This window comes from Brevibacillus centrosporus, assembly GCF_003710815.1.
GTDB classification, from domain to species: domain Bacteria; phylum Bacillota; class Bacilli; order Brevibacillales; family Brevibacillaceae; genus Brevibacillus; species Brevibacillus centrosporus.
Map to the genome: position 1 here is coordinate 150,653 of NZ_RHHP01000015.1, position 20,913 is coordinate 171,565.

The window sequence follows — 20,913 nt, forward strand, 5'->3', positions numbered from 1 at the left end:
TAAGGAGTGGGAATGGATGAGTGGAAGTACACCACACGGAGGCGTGTTGGTCAACCGGTTTCATCCGGAAGCAGATCTTGCGCAAGCGAAAAAAGAGGTAGAGCTGGATGGCTTTTCCTTATCTGATCTGGAGCTGATTGCCATCGGTGCATTTAGCCCCATCACCGGTTTTTTGGATCGTAGGGACTATGAGTCTGTCGTCGAACGGATGAGGCTGGCCGATGGAACCGTTTGGAGCATTCCCATCACACTGCCTGTGTCAGAAGGCGTGGCAGGAGGATTGCAAATCGGCGAGCAGGTTCGGTTGGTTCATCAGGGAATCGTGTACGGTTTGCTCGAGGTCACGGACATTTTCCAGCCAGATAAAAGGGCAGAAGCTTGGCTGGTATACGGAACAGACGATACAAACCATCCAGGCGTGAAAAAGCTGCTGGAGCGCCCTGACGTTTATCTCGCCGGTCCGATCACGCTCGTAAAAAGGACGGATAAAGGGAAGTTCGCCAGCCATTACTTTGATCCAGCGGAAACCAGGGCGCTCTTTGCGGAGAAAGGCTGGAGGACGGTCGTCGGGTTTCAAACGCGAAACCCCGTACACCGTGCCCATGAGTACATTCAGAAGTCTGCACTGGAAATCGTCGATGGTCTTTTCTTGAATCCGCTAGTCGGGGAGACAAAGGCAGACGATATTCCAGCCGACGTGCGGATGAAAAGCTATCAGGTGCTGCTGGCGAAATACTATCCGGCATCCCGTGTGCAGCTGGCTGTCTTCCCTGCCGCCATGCGCTATGCAGGGCCGCGTGAAGCCATTTTCCATGCCATGGTCCGCAAAAACTACGGCTGCACCCACTTTATTGTAGGGCGTGATCATGCGGGTGTGGGAAATTACTATGGCACCTACGACGCTCAGCATATTTTTCGCAACTTCACAGCGGAGGAGCTGGGGATCACGCCATTCTTCTTTGAAAACAGCTTTTATTGCCGCACGTGCGGGAACATGGCGTCGAACAAAACCTGCCCGCATGACGCAGATCATCACGTAGCACTGTCTGGTACCAAAGTGAGAGAGATGCTGTCGCGCGGAGAAGCTCCGCCGCCAGAAATCAGTCGTGCGGAAGTGGCTCGCGTCCTAATCGAGGGATTGCAGGCGCCAGTTAGTGCCAGAGACTAGGAGGTGCGCGAGAAATGAGCAGAGAGGGAACAGCCAATATCGTGTGGCATCCGACGACGGTGACCAAGGAAGATCGCCAAAAGAGAGCGGGACATAAAAGCTGCGTCATCTGGTTCACTGGTCTGTCAGGGGCGGGCAAGTCGACGCTCGCCAATGCCGTGGAGCACGAGCTGCATCAGCGGAGGCTGGCAAGCTATGTGCTGGATGGAGACAACATTCGCCATGGCTTAAACCGCGGACTGGGATTTTCAGCGGAGGACCGGAAAGAGAACATCCGGCGAATCGGTGAAGTTGCGAAACTGTTTGTGGACGCTGGTGTGATTACGCTGACTGCCTTTATCTCCCCTTACTTGGAAGACCGTGCACTGGCACGCAGCTTGGTGGCAGAAGGAGAGTTCGTCGAGGTCTACGTCAAATGCTCACTGGAGGAGTGCGAGCGTCGGGACGTGAAAGGCTTGTACGAAAAGGCGAGGAAGGGAGAGATCGGCCAGTTCACAGGTATCTCTTCCCCGTACGAGGAGCCGATAGCCCCTGAGCTGGTGATCGAGAGCGGGACGCTGTCGGTTGAGCAATCTGTGGCGACAGTCATCGATTACCTGCACCAAAGAGGGATCATCTGATCGCAAAAGAAAAAGCACGGCGCCCAATGAGCGTCGTGCTTTCTTTTGCGAGGGGGAAGTCTTAAGGAGCAGGAGTAGCTGGTACTTCTACTGCATCTGCTTCTTCCGCTTCCAGCTCAGCTTCCCATTCTTTTTGCCATTTGTGCTGCTCCAGCAAGCTTTCCGCTACGGGGCGCATGAAGCCTTTGTCGCTGAAGTTGTTGATTGCTTTTTCATCTGTGTAGAGCTGCTCTACAGTCAAGCCCGCATCTTTTGCAGGTACTTCGTATTTCGTCGCTTTTCCGAAGTTGTACGCGTATTGGTCAACTTCCAGGCCAACTGTCAAAGCTTGCTTCATCTCAGGAGTTTGGATGGTTACGTCCAGCGAGCTCTTTTGATGAACAGCCATTTTCGCATCGTCGATGTAGAAGTCGAGGTTCCATGCGAGACCTTGGAAGCCTTCTTTCTTCATTTCCTCTACGATTTTTTCTGGTGTGTAAACTTTGGTAGTTTCGTCCAGCCATTTTTTAGCAGACTGGATTCCTTCCGTTACGGCTGCTTCTGCCTGCGTGCGTTTTTCTGCTTCGGTCGTTTTGCCCAGCTCAGGATTCAGCTCTTCTTGCAGGGAGTTTGCGAGTACCATCATGTCGATCGCAAAGTCCTTCACGTCTTTGCTAGCAACGGCATCGTTCGCTGTGAAGAAGAACATTTTCACCAGTTCTTTGGCATCGATCTTGATGTTAATGTGGGTCGCCTGCACTTTTTCACCGTTTGGCAGGTTGACCGTTTCTACACCCAGATTTTTGGCGCTGGAGAAGGTGTATCCGTATTTGGCGATGTATTTTTTCACGAAATTAATCGTGAGGTCGTTCATTTTATCCTGATATTCTTTCAGCTTGACCGGATCTGCCTCAGAGTCGCTGTAAACACCGAGAGCATTGGTAGTATCCGCGCTAATTTTCAGGTACTTGCTATCGAGTGGCGATTTTGCGTAGAAATCGTCGTTGTTCACGATCAGCTCTACGGAAGCCTTTTTGTCGCCATCCCACAGCTTGTTGTCACGAAGCAATTTATCGTCATTGACTTCGAACTGCACCTTTGTGTTTTTCAAATCCAGCTGGGAGCCTTTGACGTTCACACCAGCTTTGAGTGCAGCGAGCAGAGCTGTTTCATCATTGCCTACAGATGTTTCTCCGAAAGCTGCTGGCAATTTATCGACGTCGCCTGTCAGCTTCAAAGTCCCTTGATAATCATAGTTCGGCTTTTCAATAGACGCCACGATCGAATCACGGACCAAAGAAGCTTCACCTGAGCAGCCCGTTAGAACCAGCATCCCCGCAACCAGCAGGGCGCTACTTTTTTTCCACATATTGTTGTTCCTCCCCTATGTATCCTTTTGCAGTCCCACTTTTATCTACGTTTAAAATGGGAAAAGGTTTCGCAAATACGGAAAAAAATCACAATCTCGCAAAATTCCAATCTGTTTCATGGTAAGATGAAAGGGAAAAGATGGTTAGCGAAAGAAAGGGCGTTGCAACATGTGGTCGTGGCTTCAAAGGCTTTTGAGCTATTTTCAGAGCGATGATGAAGAAGAACAACAACAGCGGATAGATAACGACTCTCGTCCCTCCGTTCCATCAGCTCCCCGACAGCTCCAAGCGAAAACGAAAAGCATTTATCCGAAAGAGCGTGCGAACACCCGGAGTGGGAGCGAGCTCGCTCGGGAAAGAGAACGGTATTTTCGTTTTCCGGTGGTTCCAGACGAATATCCAGAGAAAAAGCGAAAGGACAAGCAGGTAGATGGCCAAGAGGTGATGCGCGAGCGCGAGCAAAAGCTGCCTACACGTGAGCGGCAGCAAGGGCTGTCTTTGCGCGATAACCCTCCTGTTCAAAGTCCAAGCAGGAATATAAACACGGTTCGTAATCAGGAAAAGCCAAAATCCGTTCCAGCAAAACAAGCAGAACGTGCAGTCCGACATGCCGAACCGCGTCCGGAGCAGCCGCCTCGCGTTCGCCAGCCTGATGAGCCGAAGAAAGCGTACAAGCCCTCCGAGATTGTTTCCCCGGTCTATGGCAAGATCACACCTGCTACGCGTGAGGAAGAGCATCGGATCCACACGACAGCGGGGATCGTTTACCCGCGCCTCGAGCAGGAAGAGCATTTAAACCAGCTGAAGCTGTGGGATCAGCTGCAATCGGGAGCCAAGGGAACGATCGAGGAAGAGTACGCGTCCGAGCATCCTGCAGAGATGGCTGAATCGGATGTGGAGATCGAGCTGGATGAGACGGATGTTCAGGAGCTGACTGCAACCGATGAGCTGCCAAAAGCTCCGATCGAAGAAGCAGCTTCAGCAGTCGAGTGGGAAACTGCGCGTGAGGAAGTAGCAGCCAGTGTTGCAATAGAGTTAGTAGAGCAAGTGGAATCAGTGGAATCAGTAGAATCAGTAGAATCAGTAGAAACTGTAAAAGTAGAAACAGTAGAGTGGATCGAAGACGAAAAAACAGCCGCGCGACCAGAGCACGAAGAGGACACTTTCCCCGCTTTGGAAAGAGTGGACGAGGAGCACGCGGCAATCGCAGAGATGGCGACGGAGCCAGAAGATCGGATCGAGGTTGAAAAAGAAGCGGTAGCGGTGCTTGAAACGGTGGAAGTAGCAGAGCAGGGAGACGACCTGCATTCCCCGCTGGATGCGAGTGCTCTGCTGGAATACGTCCCGGACCAGGGCTTGAAGATCGAATGGGAACCAGAGCAATCGCCTGACACGGATGCAGAAATCCCGAGTGTAGCTCTCTCCGTTGAGGAAAACTCAATTGGGCCAGAGAATGAAGAGACGCATGAGCTTGCTGAATCTGATCGTTACACGGATACCGATGAGGTTGACTCTGCACCTGCAGCAGCCGAAACCGAAACCGAAATTGAAACGCATATGGTTGCAAGCAGGCAGACCGATTACGCATCGGATGTGGCACGGCTGCTGGAACGAGCAGGCATGGACGCGCCAGGGGTAGTTCAGGAGATCGCTATCTCGCAGCCATTGAGTAGCCCACCGATGCCAAGGCCTGTGGAGACAGCTGGATCTGTCCCTGCAGCCCAGAAGGTCGCAGATGTCTCCGAGCGTGCAGGGCAGGAAGAGCAGGTGCCGTCCTATGAATTGCCTCAGCTGGATCTGCTTAATCCGGGCCAGGTACCGAGTGACGATGATGACGAGCACACACAGCTGCAAAAGCTTTTGCTGGAAGAAACGCTATCCAACTTCAACGTCAGCGCACAGGTAGTCGGTATCGTCAAAGGTCCTTCGGTGACCCGTTTTGAGCTGCAGCCCGCTCCTGGCGTCAAAGTGAATAAAATTACCGGTCTGATCGACGATATCAAGCTCAATCTAGCGGCAAAGGATATTCGTATCGAAGCACCGATCCCCGGACGCAACGCAATCGGGATTGAGGTGCCGAATCTATCGAGCCGCCCGGTCATGATCAGCACGATCATCGGCTCCGACAAGTTCCTCGAGCACAGCTCTCCGTTGGCTGTTGCATTGGGGATGGACATCGGGGGAGAGCCGATTATTGCGGATATTAAAAAAATGCCGCATGGCTTGATCGCAGGCTCTACAGGTTCAGGTAAGAGTGTGTGCATCAACTCGATCATCGTCAGCCTGCTGTACAAGGCGACGCCAGAACAGGTACGCCTGCTGCTCATCGACCCGAAAATGGTGGAGCTGGCACCGTACAACCATCTGCCGCATCTGGTAACGCCGGTCGTTACGGAGGCGAAGCAAGCGACGGCTGCTCTCAAATGGGCCGTAGAAGAGATGGAGAAGCGCTACGCTCTGTTCGTGGATGCAGGCGTCAGGGATATCGACCGTTACAATCAAACGACGGATGATCAGCTTCCTTATATTGTCATCGTCATTGATGAACTGGCCGACCTGATGATGGTCTCTCCGCAGGACGTGGAGGATTGCATCATTCGGATCGCACAAAAGGCGCGCGCCTGCGGCATCCATCTCTTGCTGGCGACACAGCGGCCATCTGTAGATGTCATTACCGGAAACATCAAGGCGAATGTGCCGACGCGTTTGGCGTTTGCCGTATTTTCACAGGTCGACTCCCGGACGATTCTGGATCAGTCTGGTGCAGAACGCTTGTTGGGACGCGGAGATATGCTGTTTTTGGAGAGCGGTACGACGCCGATTCGTCTGCAAGGGAATTTCGTCTCCGATGACGAGATTGAGCGCATCACCCAAGTGATCAAAAAACAACGCAAACCTTCCTATATTTTCAGCAAGGAAGATTTGGAGCAGCAGGTTCAGTCCTTCGATGCGGGAGATGATCCGTTGTACCTGGAAGCCTTGGTGTTTGTGGCAGAGCAGGGCCAGGCGTCTGCATCCGGCTTGCAGCGCAGATTCCGAGTAGGATACAACCGGGCTGCCCGTCTGATCGAAATGATGGAAGCGGATGGATATGTAGCTGGACAAAGCGGAGGAAAGGCTCGCGCGGTACTGATTACCCGTGAAGATGCCCAAGCGGTCGTGGAAGGCTCCACTTTGTTGTAGGACAGACAAAAGGAGAGCGGCAAAAGCTGCCTCTCCTTCTGTATAGAACGAGTTGCCTAAATATTCGAAAATATAGTATGCTACAAGATATGACATCCACTTCAGTACTTCAGGGAGGCATTATGGATCTGGTAACGAAAAAGTATCAACCGATTGATTCCGAGATGATTCTGTTCAACGAGGAGTATTATCTAAGTGTAGTCCGTGTAGACATTTCCACGCTGGCTGCATCGGATCGAGAGGCACTGTTTACCCATTTGTACGAATTCGAGAGCAACGATATCGAGCTGGAGATAGATGTTTCTGCAGAACACCAAGGAACATGGTATTTTCAACTCCTGGTTCCCCATGTTTTGACACTCCCGGATGTTGCCCGCAAACGCCTTGAGCGCGGCCGCGAGCAGCTGGAGGCGCACAGTGCGAAGCAGCCTCACAAGCCAGCGGAAGTGAAGCTGGTTGGTGATGATATTTATGAGTACGTAAAACGATATAACCCCAATCTGCAAATCGTCGGGTAAGGTAGACAGCGAGAACAGCGATCCATCACGATCGCTGTTTTTTGTACTCCCGCGTCAAAACGAGAAATGCTGACTGCGTGTAAAGGTTTGTGAAGCTTTGCCATACGCTAGTAGTAGAGGTTTTGTCCAAAGTCGGGAGTGGGAGAGACTGGCTGATGAAAAAAATCATGCGGATCGTGCTTGTTGTACTGGGAATAGGAGTAATCGGGACTTCTGTCTATTTTTATCAGCTTTACAAAAATGTTGAGCAAACCGCGCACGCGATCTTTGAACCATTGCCCCCTGCCCCGGATGCTGGGCAGGACCAGACGAAACAGCCGCCATCAGCACCGCAGTCATCTCCTGCAGCAGGAACCGCGCAAACCATCCCCAACGCACAAAAGACACAGGAAGCAGAGGAAAACAAAGCGGTTTCCATTTTGGTGTTCGGTGTAGACAAGCGCGGGACGGACGCAGGACGCTCTGATACGATCATTTACCTGGCGAGTAATCCCACGCTTAAGCAGACGCTGATGTTCAGCATTCCGCGTGATACGCGTACGCAGATGGCCGACAGCGGAAAACAGGACAAAATCAATCATGCTTACGCCTTCGGGGGGATGTCTGCGACAGTTCGGACGGTCGAAGCCTTCCTGAATACCCCAATCGATTACTATGTCAAGGTAGATATGGAGGGCTTCCTCAACATCATCGACTCTCTCGGGGGAGTGGTCGTGGACAATGCGCACGCCTTCAGCTACGAAGGATATCGTTTTGAAAAAGGCAAAATCGCACTGGATGGAAAAAAGGCGTTGGCGTACGCCCGCATGCGCCACGATGATCCCGAGGGAGACTTTGGCCGCAACAAGCGTCAGCAGTTGATTCTGCAGCAATTGATGGGGAAAGCAAAGGAAATCAGCACGGTCAACAAGCTGGATAAAGTACTGGCCGACATCGGCGCAAGCGTCAAGACGAATCTTACCTTCGATGACATGAAAAACCTGATGTTTCATTATAAAAGTGGATTGGATCAGATCAATGTGCTGCGCATCAATGGGCAGGGAGAAATGATCAATGGCATTTACTATTACGCTGTATCAAATGAGGAGCGCTCCCACATCAAAAGCCAGATCGACCAAGTTCTGCACGGGGCAGCTGAGGCAAAAACGTCACAAAACTCGTAGCCATTCACAAAACCTTTGAAAACAGGCTGTAGCCCAAAACGACGGGCAAACAGCTTATTTTTTTATGCTTGTACGCAGGGATTAGGGTATTGTGGAAATTTGGAATAGCCGTGGCTAAAAATCGTCTTTTGCATATCGTATAGCAGGTCCAATCTATATAGAGAAGGGAAGGTATGCGGATGAGTATATTAACTCCACAGCCATATGTAGTCTCGATTACAGATTACAAACAGTATGCGCTGAATGTCGGCACAGCTACGGAAGACTGGTCCGATGCGATCCAGAGAGCTGTTAACGATGTGTCGCAAAAAGCAAAAAACAGCGCGAACAACTTTGAGTCCAATATTCAAGGGGTCGTGACGTTCCCCATTCAGCGGTTTAAAATCCGAAAGCCGATTCTGCTGCCGCCACAGGGAATCGTCCTCGAAGGAACGTCCATTTCCTCGGTTGTTCTCGACGATATTTATACAGGTAAATTCACGTTTGTCCCCTGTACGATCATCGAAAAAACAACAAACACGACGATCGGTGCCAGAACCCGAAAAGCGCGGGGAGGTGCAGTCACAGACGATTACAACGTCGATGCCTTCTTTCTCATTGACCACAGTGACAACTCCACGAACTACAATACCTCCATTCAATTCCTAACGCTTTATTCCACTGCCCCCAAGCAAGTACGCTACGGTATTTACGGACCTCGCACTACCCACGCCACCTTCAGCAACATCCAAACCTACTATTGTGACTACGGCTTTTTCACCTTTGATTCCTGGATGACGAGCATCAACAAGTTTTTTGTTAGGGACTGTGTCTCCGCCCTGTGCTGGCAGGACGATGGTACAAACAACGGAACGGGTACAAGCTTGAACGCAACCAATGTCTGGGCAAATACGGCGCAAGTAGGCTTTGATATCACCCTACTCAACTACTCCACCTTTACCAGCTGCGGTGTCGACCACGTCAAGACAGGGACAGCTCGCGCCTATTCCTTTAAAAAATGCAACGGAATTACCATGAACGGATGTGGGGCAGAGGATATCAAAGGAGACGTGTTCTATTTTGAAAACACGAGCGCGGTCGTAAATGGATTCTCTGGCTATCTGATTTATGGCGCTGCCACCACACGTGGGACGTCATCGATGATTTACGTGAACACCAATTCCAACGTGGTGATGAATAGCTGCCGCTTCCCCAACTATCAAACCACCGATTTGTCGACAACGAACAACTTTAATCACATTGTGCAAAATGGATCGGAAGCCATGTTCAATTTATGCCAGCTTCCGACAAACGGCAACAGCTACGTGTCCTATAGCAACAACAGCACAGGCATATACGTGAACGAGGCAGGGACGACGACCTGCATCAACGTAAATGGCGTGATTTACAAAGGGACGATGGCAAACGGCTTGCGGCGGATGCAGGGTACGGCTATGCCGACTACTGGCAAATGGACAGCGGGCGATATAATCGAAAACACAGCTCCCGTCGTCAGAGGAAATGCCGGTAGCAGGTACATTGTCACAGGATGGTGTAGACTGACTACGGGAGCCAGTAACGTGCTGAACACGGACTGGGTGCAGATGATCAGCTATACAGGCTCATAAGTCTGTTCAAAGAGTGGCACCTCGATGTAACATTCGGGGTGCTTTTCTGTCCGTAACGACTGCGGAAAGGGGGAGGAATATAGCAAAAAAAGACTATTGACAAATCGACACTTTGCTCAGAATTCGCTATTTCTTTTGTTCATACGACAAATTAAGTCTATTGTCATTCAAATAGGCGTATTGTAGTATAAGCCTATCCGCCGAACCTCCCAGTGTAGATCGTGCGCAGGATGAGGAGTCGGGACGAACTGATTACTAGGGGTGACTTTCATGCTAGATCCCAACAAGGCATCAAATCCTAGTCCTAGTGCCATGGAAGTGTTCACTCGCTGGCTTTCACACAGGGAGATGCCGACAGATCTTTATGAGGAACTGCAACAGATCGGTACAAATAAGGAAGAGATTGAGGAACGTTTCTATAAACAGCTGGAATTTGGAACGGGAGGCATGAGAGGGATCATCGGTGCCGGCACCAACCGTCTTAATGTCTATACGGTCCGAAGAGCAGCACAAGGAATTGCCACCTACCTTCAACAGAAGGGGGAAGCTGCAGCGAAGCAAGGTATTGCGATCGCTTATGACTCCCGGAAATATTCAGAAGAGTTTGCTGGACAGATGGCATCTCTTTTTGCACATTCAGGAATCAAGGTGTATCTGTTTCATGAGTTGGTCCCTACTCCACTGCTCTCCTTTGCGATTCGCCATCTCCATGCCTCCGCAGGTATCGTCATTACAGCCAGCCACAATCCACCCGAATACAATGGAATCAAAGTCTATAACCAACTGGGCGGGCAAATCACCGAACAGGATGCCCAAGATATTTACGATGAAATCCAAGCAAGCGGGGATCCCCTGGAGATTCCGCAGCCACCAGTCACGCCAGGGGATCAGCAGATCGTCATGATCGGCAGCGAAGTCGTAGAGGCATACAACCGGCAAGTCGAACAGCTGCTGTGCCAGCGTCCGTTGATACAGGAGAAGGGCAGCAGCCTGAGCATCGTATATACCCCGCTTCACGGAACAGGAAGAAAGCTGATCCCTGAGCTGCTGAAACGAGTAGGCTTCACTCGCGTCCATGTCGTCGAAGAGCAAGCGACGGCCGACTCTCGTTTTCCTACTGTAAAAGCACCGAATCCTGAAGAGCGGGAAGCGTTTGATCTAGCCTTGATGCTGGCGGCAAACACACAGGCCGATTTGATTATGGCGACAGACCCTGACGCAGATCGGTTAGGGGTGCTGGTAAAAACCGACTCGGCATATGAGATGGTGAACGGCAATCAGCTAGGTGCACTGCTGCTGCATTATTTGCTCCAACAGGCAGGGCCCTATACAGACGGACTGATGCTGAAAACCATCGTCACCTCGGACTTGGGAGAGAGAATTGCAGAGAGACACGGGGTAAAGACCATCAATACCCTGACAGGCTTCAAGTACATAGGCGAAAAAATCGAAGAATGCTGCACAGAAGGATCGCATACCTTTGTCTTTGGATATGAAGAGAGCTACGGCTATTTGGCGGGAGACTTCGTTCGCGATAAAGACGCGGTACAAATCGTTGTACTCGTAGCAGAAATGGCCCTTTACTACCAACAGCAAGGGAAAAACCTGTTTCAAATCTTGGAGGATATGTATCAAACGTATGGCTACTACCGTGAAGAGCTGGTGTCGCTCACTCTTTCAGGAAGAGAAGGGCGCGAGCAGATGGAGGAATGCTTGTCCAGCCTGCGATCGAACCCTCCGAAGCAGCTGGCAGGGTATGTGGTCGAAACGGTGGAGGATTACGAGCGTCAAATAAAAACGAGAGTAGAGACAGGGCAGGGGGAATCGCTGGATTTGCCAAAATCCAACGTAATCAAATTCATTCTAGCAGACAAATCGTGGGTGGCGGTACGGCCGTCGGGTACGGAACCGAAAATGAAGGTTTACCTCAGCACGAATGCCCCGACCAGCGATGAGGACGCGAGAGAGAAGATGGCAGCACTTCGAGGAGCTTTATCCGAGTTGATCCGGTTACCCTAGGAGGTAGGAGTGAGCGTGGCACAAGTGAAAATCAAAAAGGCCATTATCCCGGCTGCTGGTTTGGGCACTCGATTTTTGCCTGCAACCAAAGCGATGCCAAAGGAAATGCTGCCAATCGTAGATAAGCCGACCATACAGTACATTGTAGAAGAAGCGGTAGAAGCCGGGATCGAGGATATCATCATCGTGACAGGAAAAGGGAAACGGGCCATCGAGGATCACTTCGACTCCGCCTTCGAGCTGGAATGGAATCTGCTGGAAAAGCAGAAGCTGGATTTGCTGGATCGGGTGCGTCACTCAGCTAAAATGGCGAATATCCATTATATTCGCCAGAGAGAACAACTCGGGCTGGGACATGCCATTTGGTGCGCCAGGAAGTTTATCGGGCAGGAGCCGTTTGCTGTTTTGCTGGGGGATGATATCGTTCGCTCGGATATCCCCTGCATCAAGCAGTTGACGGATCTATACGAGCATACACAGTGCTCAGTGATTGGCGTGCAAGAGGTGCCGGAGGACCAGATTTCCAGGTACGGAGTAATTGATCCTCTCACAGCAGAGGGAGGTATGTACCAGGTTCGGGCATTTGTCGAAAAACCGCAAAGAGGAACAGCGCCATCGAACCTGGCGATCATGGGACGGTATGTCTTGAGGCCGGAAATATTCGATATTTTGGAACGCCAGGAAACCGGAGCGGGTGGAGAAATCCAGCTGACGGACGCCATTCAACGCCTCAACGAAGTGCAGACTGTCTTTGCTTATCGGTTTGAGGGAGTTCGGTATGATGTTGGTGATAAGCTGGGCTTTATCACGACGACGATTGAGTTTGCGCTGAGAAACGATGAGTTGCGAACACCGTTGTTGCACTATTTGGAAAATTGGGCGCAAGGAGTGTCGGTTACACAAAAAAGCTAAACCACGTTACTCCTTGTTTTGTGACAGCTTCCACTTTTGAAATTCCAAAAAGCCGCGGAACTCTTCTTTGCTGACCCCAGACTTCATCGCTTCTAACACCAATTGGTTCCACTCTTGATCTAAATCTTGTTCGGCAGCAGGATCTTTCTCGATTAGCGTATTCATAGGAACATCGAGCACTTGGGCAATCTTTTCAATGAATTGCAGTGAAGGATTGGATTGAATGTCTCGCTCAATGGAGCTGAGATAAGATTTTGCAACTCCCGCACGTTCAGCCAGTTGCGATAGGGAAATCCCCTTTTCTTTTCGCAGGTTCTTGATACGTGTTCCAATCATCGAAAGAATCATCCTTTTTTCTTTGCTGATTCACTCATTATAGCAGGAAACAAGCCTTTTGCCTAATAGTGAAAAACCGTTGGCTGCCGATGAAAGTAAGGCTGGAGAGGGGGAAGTACCATGTACGCACAAGAGATTGGCACCAAGGAGAGGGATCGTGAGTGGGAGGAATTGATTTTGGAAGCCAAGAACATGGGGATCACGCTGGATGAAGTCCGCGAATTTTTGCTGATGGCGTCGCGTGGAACTCTCCGTTCCATGTAAGCAGTTTGGAGCAAAAGCGTTATAAAGAACAGTTATAATCAATTTGTTCTTTTTTAAGAACAACGGTGATAAATCGAGATAAATAGATGAAAACGGCAAATTTGGTTGAAATCGGCTAATTTGGCCGTTTTTGTTTTGCTTATAGGCAGAATATACTAGGACATATCGTTCCTTATAAAGAACGAAAACCGATCAGGAAGGATGAACGTGGAGACAGAATGGGAGCTGCAAAGAAGGTATGCATCTATGCACCCGTGCACATTCACACGGATGTCAGGGTGTATCAAAAGGAAGCAAAAGCCCTCGCCGCTGCTGGGTATGAGGTCGTACTCCTGGCAAGAAAAGGTGCGGATGAGACGAGGGAGCGGGTACAAGGTCACCTCCGTGTAGAAGGGGTCCCGCGTTACAAGAATCGATTGCAGCGATTTCTGATGCAGCCGCTGATGCTGGCAAAAATCTTGCGAACGCGAGCAGCGATCATCCACCTGCACAATCCGGATACACTGCTTCTGGGATTTTTCCTGAAGCTGATGGGGAAAACGGTCATCTACGATACGCATGAAGATTTCACGCAGCGAATTCTGATGCGCGAATGGATTCCAGGGCGATTGCGCCAATTCATGGCCAAGACTGTTGGACAGCTGGAAGCGTGGGCAGCGAGATGTTTCGATGGGGCCATCGCGACTCAGCCGGATGTTGCTGCTCGGTTGGGGAAAAAGGGCGTCGTGATCGAAAACGCTCCGATCGCAAGTGGTGAGCTGATCGACTGTGCCTACGCACATAGCCGTTTGATCGCAAAGCCAGCAGAGTATCAAGTGATCTACGTGGGGACGATCGGACGTACACGCGGGTTGCTGCAAATGGTCGATGCGCTGGAATATGTGAATCAGCTGTTTCCTGTGCGGATGTGGCTGATTGGTCCGGTGCATGATCAGGCAGGCTGGAAGGAAGCGTTGGCAAAGCCAGGCTGGAAGCATGTCGACTATCGGGGAGTACTGCCCCAGGTAGAGGCTTTTGCCTATATGATCCAAGCGGATGCAGGATTGATCACGATTCAAAACATAGGCGACCACGCCAAAACAAGTCCGAACAAAATTTATGAATATCAAAGGTTTGGAATCCCGTTCATCGCCAGCGATTTTGCCGTGTGGAGAGAAAAAGTGGGACATGTTGGCTCCGGCGTATTCGTGAGAGAAACGGATGCTTTGGAAATCGCACAGGCGATCGTGTTTCTGCACGACTTGCCCGCGCTGGCCCAGGAGATGGGACAAAAAGGGATGGCTTACACGATAAACGAGTACAACTGGGAGCGGGAATCGGAAAAGCTGATCAGGCTGTACCAGACGCTATCGAAGACGGATCAATCGTTGGTGAGAGGAGTAGCAAAATGATGAGTTCTTCTGTCAGAGCGAGTCAGGATATACAGACGCAGCCGTTGGTATCCGTCATTACGCCTACTTACAACGCAGCCAAATTCATTAAAGCGACCATCGATTCCGTGAAAGGGCAGACGTACCCCCACTGGGAGATGATTCTCATCGACGACGCCTCCAGTGACAATACGATAGCTGTCATCCAAGACGCGCTGAACGACCCGCGCATTCGCCTGATTGCCCTCGAGCAGAACGGAGGAGCGGCGGTTGCCCGAAATACAGGGATATCTTCCGCCAATGGGAAGTATCTGGCTTTTCTGGACAGCGATGATTTGTGGCTGCCGGAAAAGCTGGCGACGCAGGTAGCTTTTATGCAGGAGCGCGACATCGCCTTCTCGTTTACCCAGTATCGCATCATTGCGGAAAATGGCACGGAGACGGGAGTAGCTGTACCAATACCGAAGCAAATCGATTATCAGGGACTCTTGAAGAACACCATCATCGGGTGCCTGACGGTCATGCTCGATCGTGAAAAGCTGGGGACGGTCCAGATGCCGAACATTCGGACTCGTCAGGATACAGCGATGTGGCTGCAAATCCTCAAGCAAGGGCAGATCGCGTACGGTATTTCAGAGGAGCTGTCCTTGTATCGCAAGGTAGGCGGCTCGATCTCCAGCAACAAATGGAAAGCCGCCCGGCATACATGGAGGCTGTACCGGGATATCGAAAAGCTGGGTCTGGTGCACGCAGCGTGGTGCTTCCTGCACTACGGCTGGAATGCATGGAAAAAAAGCGTGGGATGGACATAACGGGAGAGGGTAGGAAGCCATGAGGATTGCCATCGTCGGAACAGGATATGTAGGACTCGTTACAGGTGTTTGCTTGGCAAAGATCGGCCACCAGGTGACATGTGTGGATGTGGACGAGGATAAAATCGCACAGCTATCATCGGGGGAGGTTCCCTTTTACGAGCCTGGTCTGGGAGAGATGCTGGATCAGCAGAGAAAGGAAAAAAGGATTGCGTTTACAGTCAATCCAGGGGCAGCGTTTGCGAATGCGGAGGCAATTTTCATAGCAGTGGGCACGCCGCAGGGGATCGATGGCATGCCAGATCTGCAGGCGTTGATTACCGTAGCCCAAACGATCGGACGCAATGTGCAGCATGATGTGATTGTCGTCATTAAAAGCACGGTACCGATTGGGACGAACACATTTCTGTCCCAAATCATCGCAGAGCACCTCGCACATCCTGTATCTGTACGGGTAGCCTCCAATCCGGAGTTTTTGCGGGAAGGGTCAGCGGTCTACGACACCTTCCACGGAGACAGGATTGTGATCGGCACCGACGATGCAGAAGTGGCAGAAATGCTTGCCGCGATGTATGAGCCTTTGCACATCCCCATTTTGCACACGGACATTCGCAGCGCAGAGATGATCAAGTATGCGTCCAACGCCTTTCTGGCAACGAAGATCAGCTTTATTAACGAGATCGCCAACCTATGCGAGAGCCTGGGAGCGACGATCGAGGATGTGGCGCGGGGAATGGGCATGGATCAACGAATCGGGGAAAAGTTCCTGCGCGCTGGGATCGGCTATGGGGGTTCCTGCTTTCCCAAGGATGTCAAAGCGCTTTTGGGCATGGCAGAGCTGTCAGGAGATCAGCTCCAAATCCTGCAGGCTGTGGAGCGCGTGAACCGCAAGCAGCAGATGAGGCTGGTCGAGAAGGCAGTCAGTCGATTCGGGGATTTGCGCGGAAAGAGAATGGCGCTGCTGGGGCTCTCATTTAAGCCGGACACCGATGACATGAGAGAGGCGCCGTCTTTAGGGATTGCAGCCGCTTTGCTGGAGCACGGAGCGCAGGTCGTCGGGTACGATCCCGTCAGCATGAACAATGCTCGAACCTACCTTCCTGCTCAAGTGGAGCTGTTCGAAAGTGCCGAACAGGTACTGGCAGGCGCAGACGCTGCTTTTGTCTTGACGGAATGGCAAGAGTTTACCCTTCCCGCTTTTGTTCCCAAGCTGCGAGCGATGCGAGAAGCCATTGTTTTCGATGGAAGGAATTGCTTGCACGATTCTGTTTTGGAAGACGACGCAGTGGAATATCATCCGATCGGCAGACAGCTAGGCAAAAAGCTGGTAACGACAAGTTTCCATGAAAAAGGGAGAGAGCGATGAAAGTACTCGTGACGGGCGGAGCCGGTTTTATTGGATCACACATTGTGGATCAACTCATCGCGAATCAATATCAGGTTGTCATTGTAGACAATCTATCGACGGGCAAAAGCGAGCAGGTTCACCCGTTGGCGAAGTTCTATCGGTGCGATATTACCAGTCACGAGCTGCAGTCCGTGTTTGCCACGGAAAAGCCGGATATCGTCATCCACCAGGCTGCCCAAATCGACGTCCGACATTCGATGGTGGCACCGCTTCACGATGCTAGCGTCAATATTTTCGGTACCCTCCGACTATTGGAGTGCGCCGTTTTACATCAAGTGAAAAAGTTCATTTACGCATCCTCAGCAGCCGTTTATGGCATCCCACACACTCCCCTCATTGAAGAAACACACCAGACCCGACCACTTTCCTGCTACGGCATATCCAAATACACACCTGAGCAATACATCCGAGTAACCTCCGATCAATATGGACTGGATTATACGATCCTGCGCTACGCCAACGTCTACGGGGAGCGGCAGGAATTGACAGGAGAAGGCGGAGTCATTCCGAGCTTTATCCAGAACATGCTGCAAAGCTTGCCGCCAAAGGTATTCGGTGACGGGTGGCAGACGCGAGATTTTATCCATGTGGAGGACGTAGCAGCTGCCAATGTGGCCGCCCTGCAATACGGAGCCAGAGAAGTACTCAATGTCTCCACGAGTCACGCACTGAGCATCAATGATCTGGTTACGCTTTTAAACGAAATGCTGTCGCTCGCAATCGAGCCCATCTACCTGCCAGCGAGAGAAGGGGACATTCGGCACAGTTGTCTGAGCAACGAAAAGACCCGTGAACTGCTGAAATGGGAACCGCAAGTGACCTTGCACCGAGGACTGCACCAAACGATTCAATACGTTCGAAACAGAATGTCCATCGCATATGGCTGATGATCCTTTTGAAAATGGCAGGAGGAACCTATGAGGGGCAACACCTTGAAGCTTCGTCTGTTTCTGTTGGCAATGCTCGATGCTGGACTCTTGAACGCGTGCTATGTGATTGCGTTTTTATCCCGTTTTTCGTTTGATGTGCCGCTGCGCAATGTCAAACCGTATCTAGCCCTGTTTCCGTGGATTTCGCTGTTTTGTCTGATCGCGTTTTACATGTTCGACCTGTACTCCGACTGGAAGCGTAAAAGCTTGCATCATCTGCTGTACACCATCTTTTTGTCTGTCATGCTCGTGATGGTCCTGACCATGTCCATGACGTATATGGGCAAAGGCTTTTCGTTCCCGCGCAGCGTGATTTTGTTTGCGACGTTTTTGCAATTTTTCGTTCTCGGATTCAGCCGTTATTTGATCTGGCAGCTAGCGCGGAAGAAGCACGGGAGCAAGAAAGTATTGATCGTAGGTGACAGCCTCGATAGCGGTGTGTCTTTGGCAGAAAAGTGCATGAACCATTCCAAAGGCTGGTTCATCATTCACGGCTTCCTTCCTGCCCACAGCAGAAGGCTCTTACATAAGAAAATGGCGGAAGTGGACGTCGTCTTGCTCGGTCCTGACTTGAACCGGGAGGACAAGGCAGAAATCATCAGCTTATGTATCAAGCACGAAAAAGAGGTGCTGGCTGTACCGGAAATGGTCGAGCTGCTCGCTATCGAGTCCGAGCTGCAGCAAATTGATGATCTCCTGGTGCTGTCCATCCAGCCTCCACGCTTCGTCCCGAGAAAGCTATTGGTCAAGCGATGCTTTGATTTACTGGTGTCCGGCTTCCTGATTCTGCTTCTGGCGCCAGTCATGCTGCTCTTGTACGTATTGATCAAGCTCAGCTCACCAGGTCCGGCGATTTTCAAGCAGGAGCGGCTGGGAGAGGGCGGGCGGTCCTACCTCATCTACAAATTCCGCAGCATGGTGGTGGATGCGGAGAAATCGACGGGACCGGTTCTGGCAGCTGCAAAGGATCCACGTATCACACCGATCGGAAGGTTTATGCGCTCCACTCGTTTGGACGAAATCCCCCAGCTGTTCAATGTGTTAAAAGGCGAAATGAGTCTGGTAGGGCCAAGACCGGAGCGCCCCTTTTTCATCCAGCAGTTTCAGGAGAGCATCCCGGACTACGCGTATCGCTTGTCAGTCAAACCGGGAATCACCGGGCTGGCACAAATATTGGCCAATTACAGCACAAAGGTGGAAGACAAACTTCGCTTCGATATTTTGTACGTCAAAACGTATTCGTTCGTTCTCGATATCAAGATTTTGCTCCAGACCATCCGGGTTGTTCTACAGCGGGAGCAAGCGGCTGGCGTTGCCTATGAAAACGATGAGAACAAGAAAAAGCTGCTGCGGCTATTCGGCTATTACGACATGGCGAATACCGCCAATAACGAGTAATAACAGATGAACGGGGGAAATGTCAGTGAAGCTGATTTTGCTGTCAGGCGGTTCGGGAAAAAGATTGTGGCCACTGTCCAATGATGCCAGATCCAAGCAGTTTCTTCGCTTGCTCCAAAACGAACAGGGGGACATGGAATCGATGATCCAGCGCATCTGGAAGCAGCTGGGAGCCGTTCATCTGCAGGAGGATTCCATCATTTCGACCAGCAGCACACAGGTCGATATCATCCAAAATCAGATCGGCTGCGATGTAGAGCTGCTGGTGGAGCCGCATCGTCGGGACACCTTTCCAGCGATTGCGCTGGCGGCTGTCTACCTGTATTCGATGAAGGAAATCAGCATGAACGAAGTATGTGTCGTCATGCCCGTAGATGCCTATGTCGACGATGCTTTCTTCGAGAAGCTGAAACAGCTGGAGCACGTCCTTGGCGACTCCGAGGCACAGCTCGCCCTGGTAGGGGTAAAACCGACATATCCTTCTGAAAAGTACGGCTATATCGTGCCTCACCCTCGCCATGACAGCATGCCGTACTATCAGGTAAACCACTTTACCGAGAAGCCTTCCAAAGACGTGGCCGAAAAGCTGATCGAGCAGCAAGCGCTTTGGAACTGCGGTGTATTTGCCTTCCGCCTGGAGACGATGATCACCAGCCTGATTGACAAAGGGATTCCGATTCATTTTGAGGAGCTGCTGAGGCAGTATCACGGACTCTCATCGATCAGCTTTGACTACGAGGTAGTAGAAAAAACAAGCCGTATTGCCGTTTTGCCATACGAAGGAAGCTGGAGCGATCTCGGCACGTGGAATACGCTGACCGATCAGATGAAGGAGCGTCAGGTAGGAAAAGGTCTCGTGGATGAAACCTGCCGATCTACCCACCTCGTCAATGAGCTGGATATCCCCGTGGTCGTGATGGGCTTGTCCAACGCGATCGTAGCGGCTAGTCCGGACGGCATCCTGATCGCCGAGAAAACGGTCAGCCATCATGTGAAGGAAATCGTCAAGGACATCGCTACCCGTCCGATGTTTGAGGAGCGCCGCTGGGGCTGGTACAGGGTGCTCGACCACGACAAGTCGGTGGACGGACGGGAAGTATTGACCAAACGGATTGGCGTTTCAGCAGGAAAAAACTTGAGCTATCAGCTTCATTACATGCGCAGCGAGGTGTGGACGATCATCCGGGGCGAAGGGGTTTTTTGCCTGGACGATAAAATATTCCACGTTCAGGCGGGCGATGTCCTGACGATTCCGGTTGAGACGAAGCATGCGATCAAAGCGATTACGGATCTCGAATTTATCGAGGTGCAAACCGGAGTGTCCCTGGTAGAGGAGGATATCATCCGCATTTATATGACCTGGGAAGAGATTGAAAAAAACTGTGCGTGGGTATGAAGGGAGCGCTAGTCATTGCTTGGGAAATGTATACAGGAGCTGCGAATACAAAAAGGGCTGTCCATGTCTGAGCTGGCAGAGCGATCGGGAGTCACCAAGTCGTATTTGAACTCTTTGGAGAGAGGGATCAAGACAAATCCCTCCATTCAAATCCTGGAGAAAATTGCGCTGGTGCTGGAAATGGAATTGGGCAGTCTCGTTCTCTATGTGCATGATCGCCAAAAAGGAAACGTTCCTTGTGATCCGGAATGGGCAGCACTGATCGGAGAACTGCAAAGCTCGGGAATCAGCAAAGAGCTGGTGAAATCGTGGAAGGACGCGTGGACGAAAAAGCAAGGGAATCAGACAAAAAAGTATTCTTCATAAAGAACGACAATATGGGAAACGAACAGAGCGAAAATGATGTCGGAAAAAGGGGTGATACTCCGATTTTTGCTTGATTTTTGCATGGATATGATTGT

At 51.1% G+C, this 20,913-nt stretch carries 18 protein-coding genes; 16 read left to right on the top strand and 2 right to left on the bottom strand.

Translation table 11 applies throughout. The annotated features are described in order from the left end of the window. Positions 1-16 precede the first annotated feature (16 nt). Both sat and cysC read left to right on the top strand, forming a co-directional pair. Entirely contained in the window at positions 17-1,168 is a 1,152-nt protein-coding gene (gene sat / locus EDM55_RS14780; RefSeq protein WP_122960626.1) for a sulfate adenylyltransferase, read from the top strand. A gap of 14 nt (positions 1,169-1,182) precedes the next feature. Next, positions 1,183-1,788, top strand: coding sequence for an adenylyl-sulfate kinase (cysC, locus tag EDM55_RS14785; RefSeq protein ID WP_122960627.1), 606 nt, complete (start codon positions 1,183-1,185; stop codon positions 1,786-1,788). A 61-nt stretch (positions 1,789-1,849) separates the two neighbouring features. Here the strand turns inward: cysC and EDM55_RS14790 are convergent, their stop codons facing one another. Further along, a complete protein-coding gene (locus EDM55_RS14790) occupies positions 1,850-3,136 on the bottom strand; it encodes a hypothetical protein (RefSeq protein WP_122960628.1) in 1,287 nt (428 codons plus the stop codon). A 169-nt stretch (positions 3,137-3,305) separates the two neighbouring features. Between EDM55_RS14790 and EDM55_RS14795 the strand changes: the two genes are divergently transcribed. From EDM55_RS14795 to galU, 6 genes are all read left to right on the top strand, one after another. Further along, complete coding sequence (locus tag EDM55_RS14795) at positions 3,306-6,320, top strand: DNA translocase FtsK (RefSeq protein WP_122960629.1); 3,015 nt, start codon at positions 3,306-3,308, stop codon at positions 6,318-6,320. A 122-nt stretch (positions 6,321-6,442) separates the two neighbouring features. Then, a complete protein-coding gene (locus tag EDM55_RS14800) occupies positions 6,443-6,838 on the top strand; it encodes a hypothetical protein (protein ID WP_092268654.1) in 396 nt (131 codons plus the stop codon). Between the two features lie 155 nt (positions 6,839-6,993). After that, positions 6,994-8,001: an LCP family glycopolymer transferase gene (locus tag EDM55_RS14805; protein ID WP_122960630.1), complete on the top strand. Its 1,008-nt coding sequence runs from the start codon at positions 6,994-6,996 to the stop codon at positions 7,999-8,001. Between the two features lie 179 nt (positions 8,002-8,180). Then, positions 8,181-9,608 (top strand): hypothetical protein, encoded by a 1,428-nt coding sequence (locus EDM55_RS14810; protein WP_141295452.1) that lies wholly within the window; start codon positions 8,181-8,183, stop codon positions 9,606-9,608. A 270-nt stretch (positions 9,609-9,878) separates the two neighbouring features. Further along, entirely contained in the window at positions 9,879-11,627 is a 1,749-nt protein-coding gene (locus tag EDM55_RS14815; protein WP_092268661.1) for a phospho-sugar mutase, read from the top strand. 15 nt (positions 11,628-11,642) lie between these two features. Next, the gene (gene galU, locus EDM55_RS14820; RefSeq protein ID WP_373863324.1) at positions 11,643-12,539 is read left to right on the top strand and encodes a UTP--glucose-1-phosphate uridylyltransferase GalU; all 897 of its coding nucleotides are present in this window, start codon (positions 11,643-11,645) and stop codon (positions 12,537-12,539) included. 6 nt (positions 12,540-12,545) lie between these two features. On the opposite strand, the gene EDM55_RS14825 is transcribed toward galU, so the two are convergent. Beyond that, positions 12,546-12,875, bottom strand: coding sequence for a helix-turn-helix domain-containing protein (locus EDM55_RS14825; protein WP_092268663.1), 330 nt, complete (start codon positions 12,873-12,875; stop codon positions 12,546-12,548). Between the two features lie 120 nt (positions 12,876-12,995). On the opposite strand from EDM55_RS14825, the gene EDM55_RS14830 reads away from it, so the two are divergent. The 8 genes from EDM55_RS14830 to EDM55_RS14865 all read left to right on the top strand — a co-directional run bounded on the left by EDM55_RS14830 (position 12,996) and on the right by EDM55_RS14865 (position 20,818). Beyond that, positions 12,996-13,139, top strand: a complete 144-nt coding sequence (locus EDM55_RS14830; protein ID WP_092268665.1) for an anti-repressor SinI family protein — start codon at positions 12,996-12,998, stop codon at positions 13,137-13,139. Positions 13,140-13,357: 218 nt separating this feature from the next. After that, positions 13,358-14,530: a glycosyltransferase gene (locus EDM55_RS14835; protein ID WP_122960632.1), complete on the top strand. Its 1,173-nt coding sequence runs from the start codon at positions 13,358-13,360 to the stop codon at positions 14,528-14,530. After that, entirely contained in the window at positions 14,527-15,321 is a 795-nt protein-coding gene (locus tag EDM55_RS14840) for a glycosyltransferase family 2 protein (protein ID WP_375371894.1), read from the top strand. The genes EDM55_RS14835 and EDM55_RS14840 overlap by 4 nt, the downstream gene beginning before the upstream one ends. Positions 15,322-15,340: 19 nt before the next feature. Beyond that, complete coding sequence (locus EDM55_RS14845) at positions 15,341-16,687, top strand: UDP-glucose dehydrogenase family protein (protein ID WP_122960633.1); 1,347 nt, start codon at positions 15,341-15,343, stop codon at positions 16,685-16,687. Continuing rightward, entirely contained in the window at positions 16,684-17,616 is a 933-nt protein-coding gene (locus tag EDM55_RS14850; protein ID WP_092268672.1) for an NAD-dependent epimerase/dehydratase family protein, read from the top strand. The genes EDM55_RS14845 and EDM55_RS14850 overlap by 4 nt, the downstream gene beginning before the upstream one ends. Positions 17,617-17,646: 30 nt before the next feature. Further along, positions 17,647-19,056: a sugar transferase gene (locus EDM55_RS14855; RefSeq protein WP_122960634.1), complete on the top strand. Its 1,410-nt coding sequence runs from the start codon at positions 17,647-17,649 to the stop codon at positions 19,054-19,056. Positions 19,057-19,081: 25 nt separating this feature from the next. Further along, positions 19,082-20,452, top strand: a complete 1,371-nt coding sequence (locus EDM55_RS14860; RefSeq protein ID WP_122960635.1) for a sugar phosphate nucleotidyltransferase — start codon at positions 19,082-19,084, stop codon at positions 20,450-20,452. A 15-nt stretch (positions 20,453-20,467) separates the two neighbouring features. Beyond that, positions 20,468-20,818 (top strand): helix-turn-helix domain-containing protein, encoded by a 351-nt coding sequence (locus EDM55_RS14865; RefSeq protein ID WP_092268679.1) that lies wholly within the window; start codon positions 20,468-20,470, stop codon positions 20,816-20,818. Positions 20,819-20,913 lie beyond the last annotated feature (95 nt).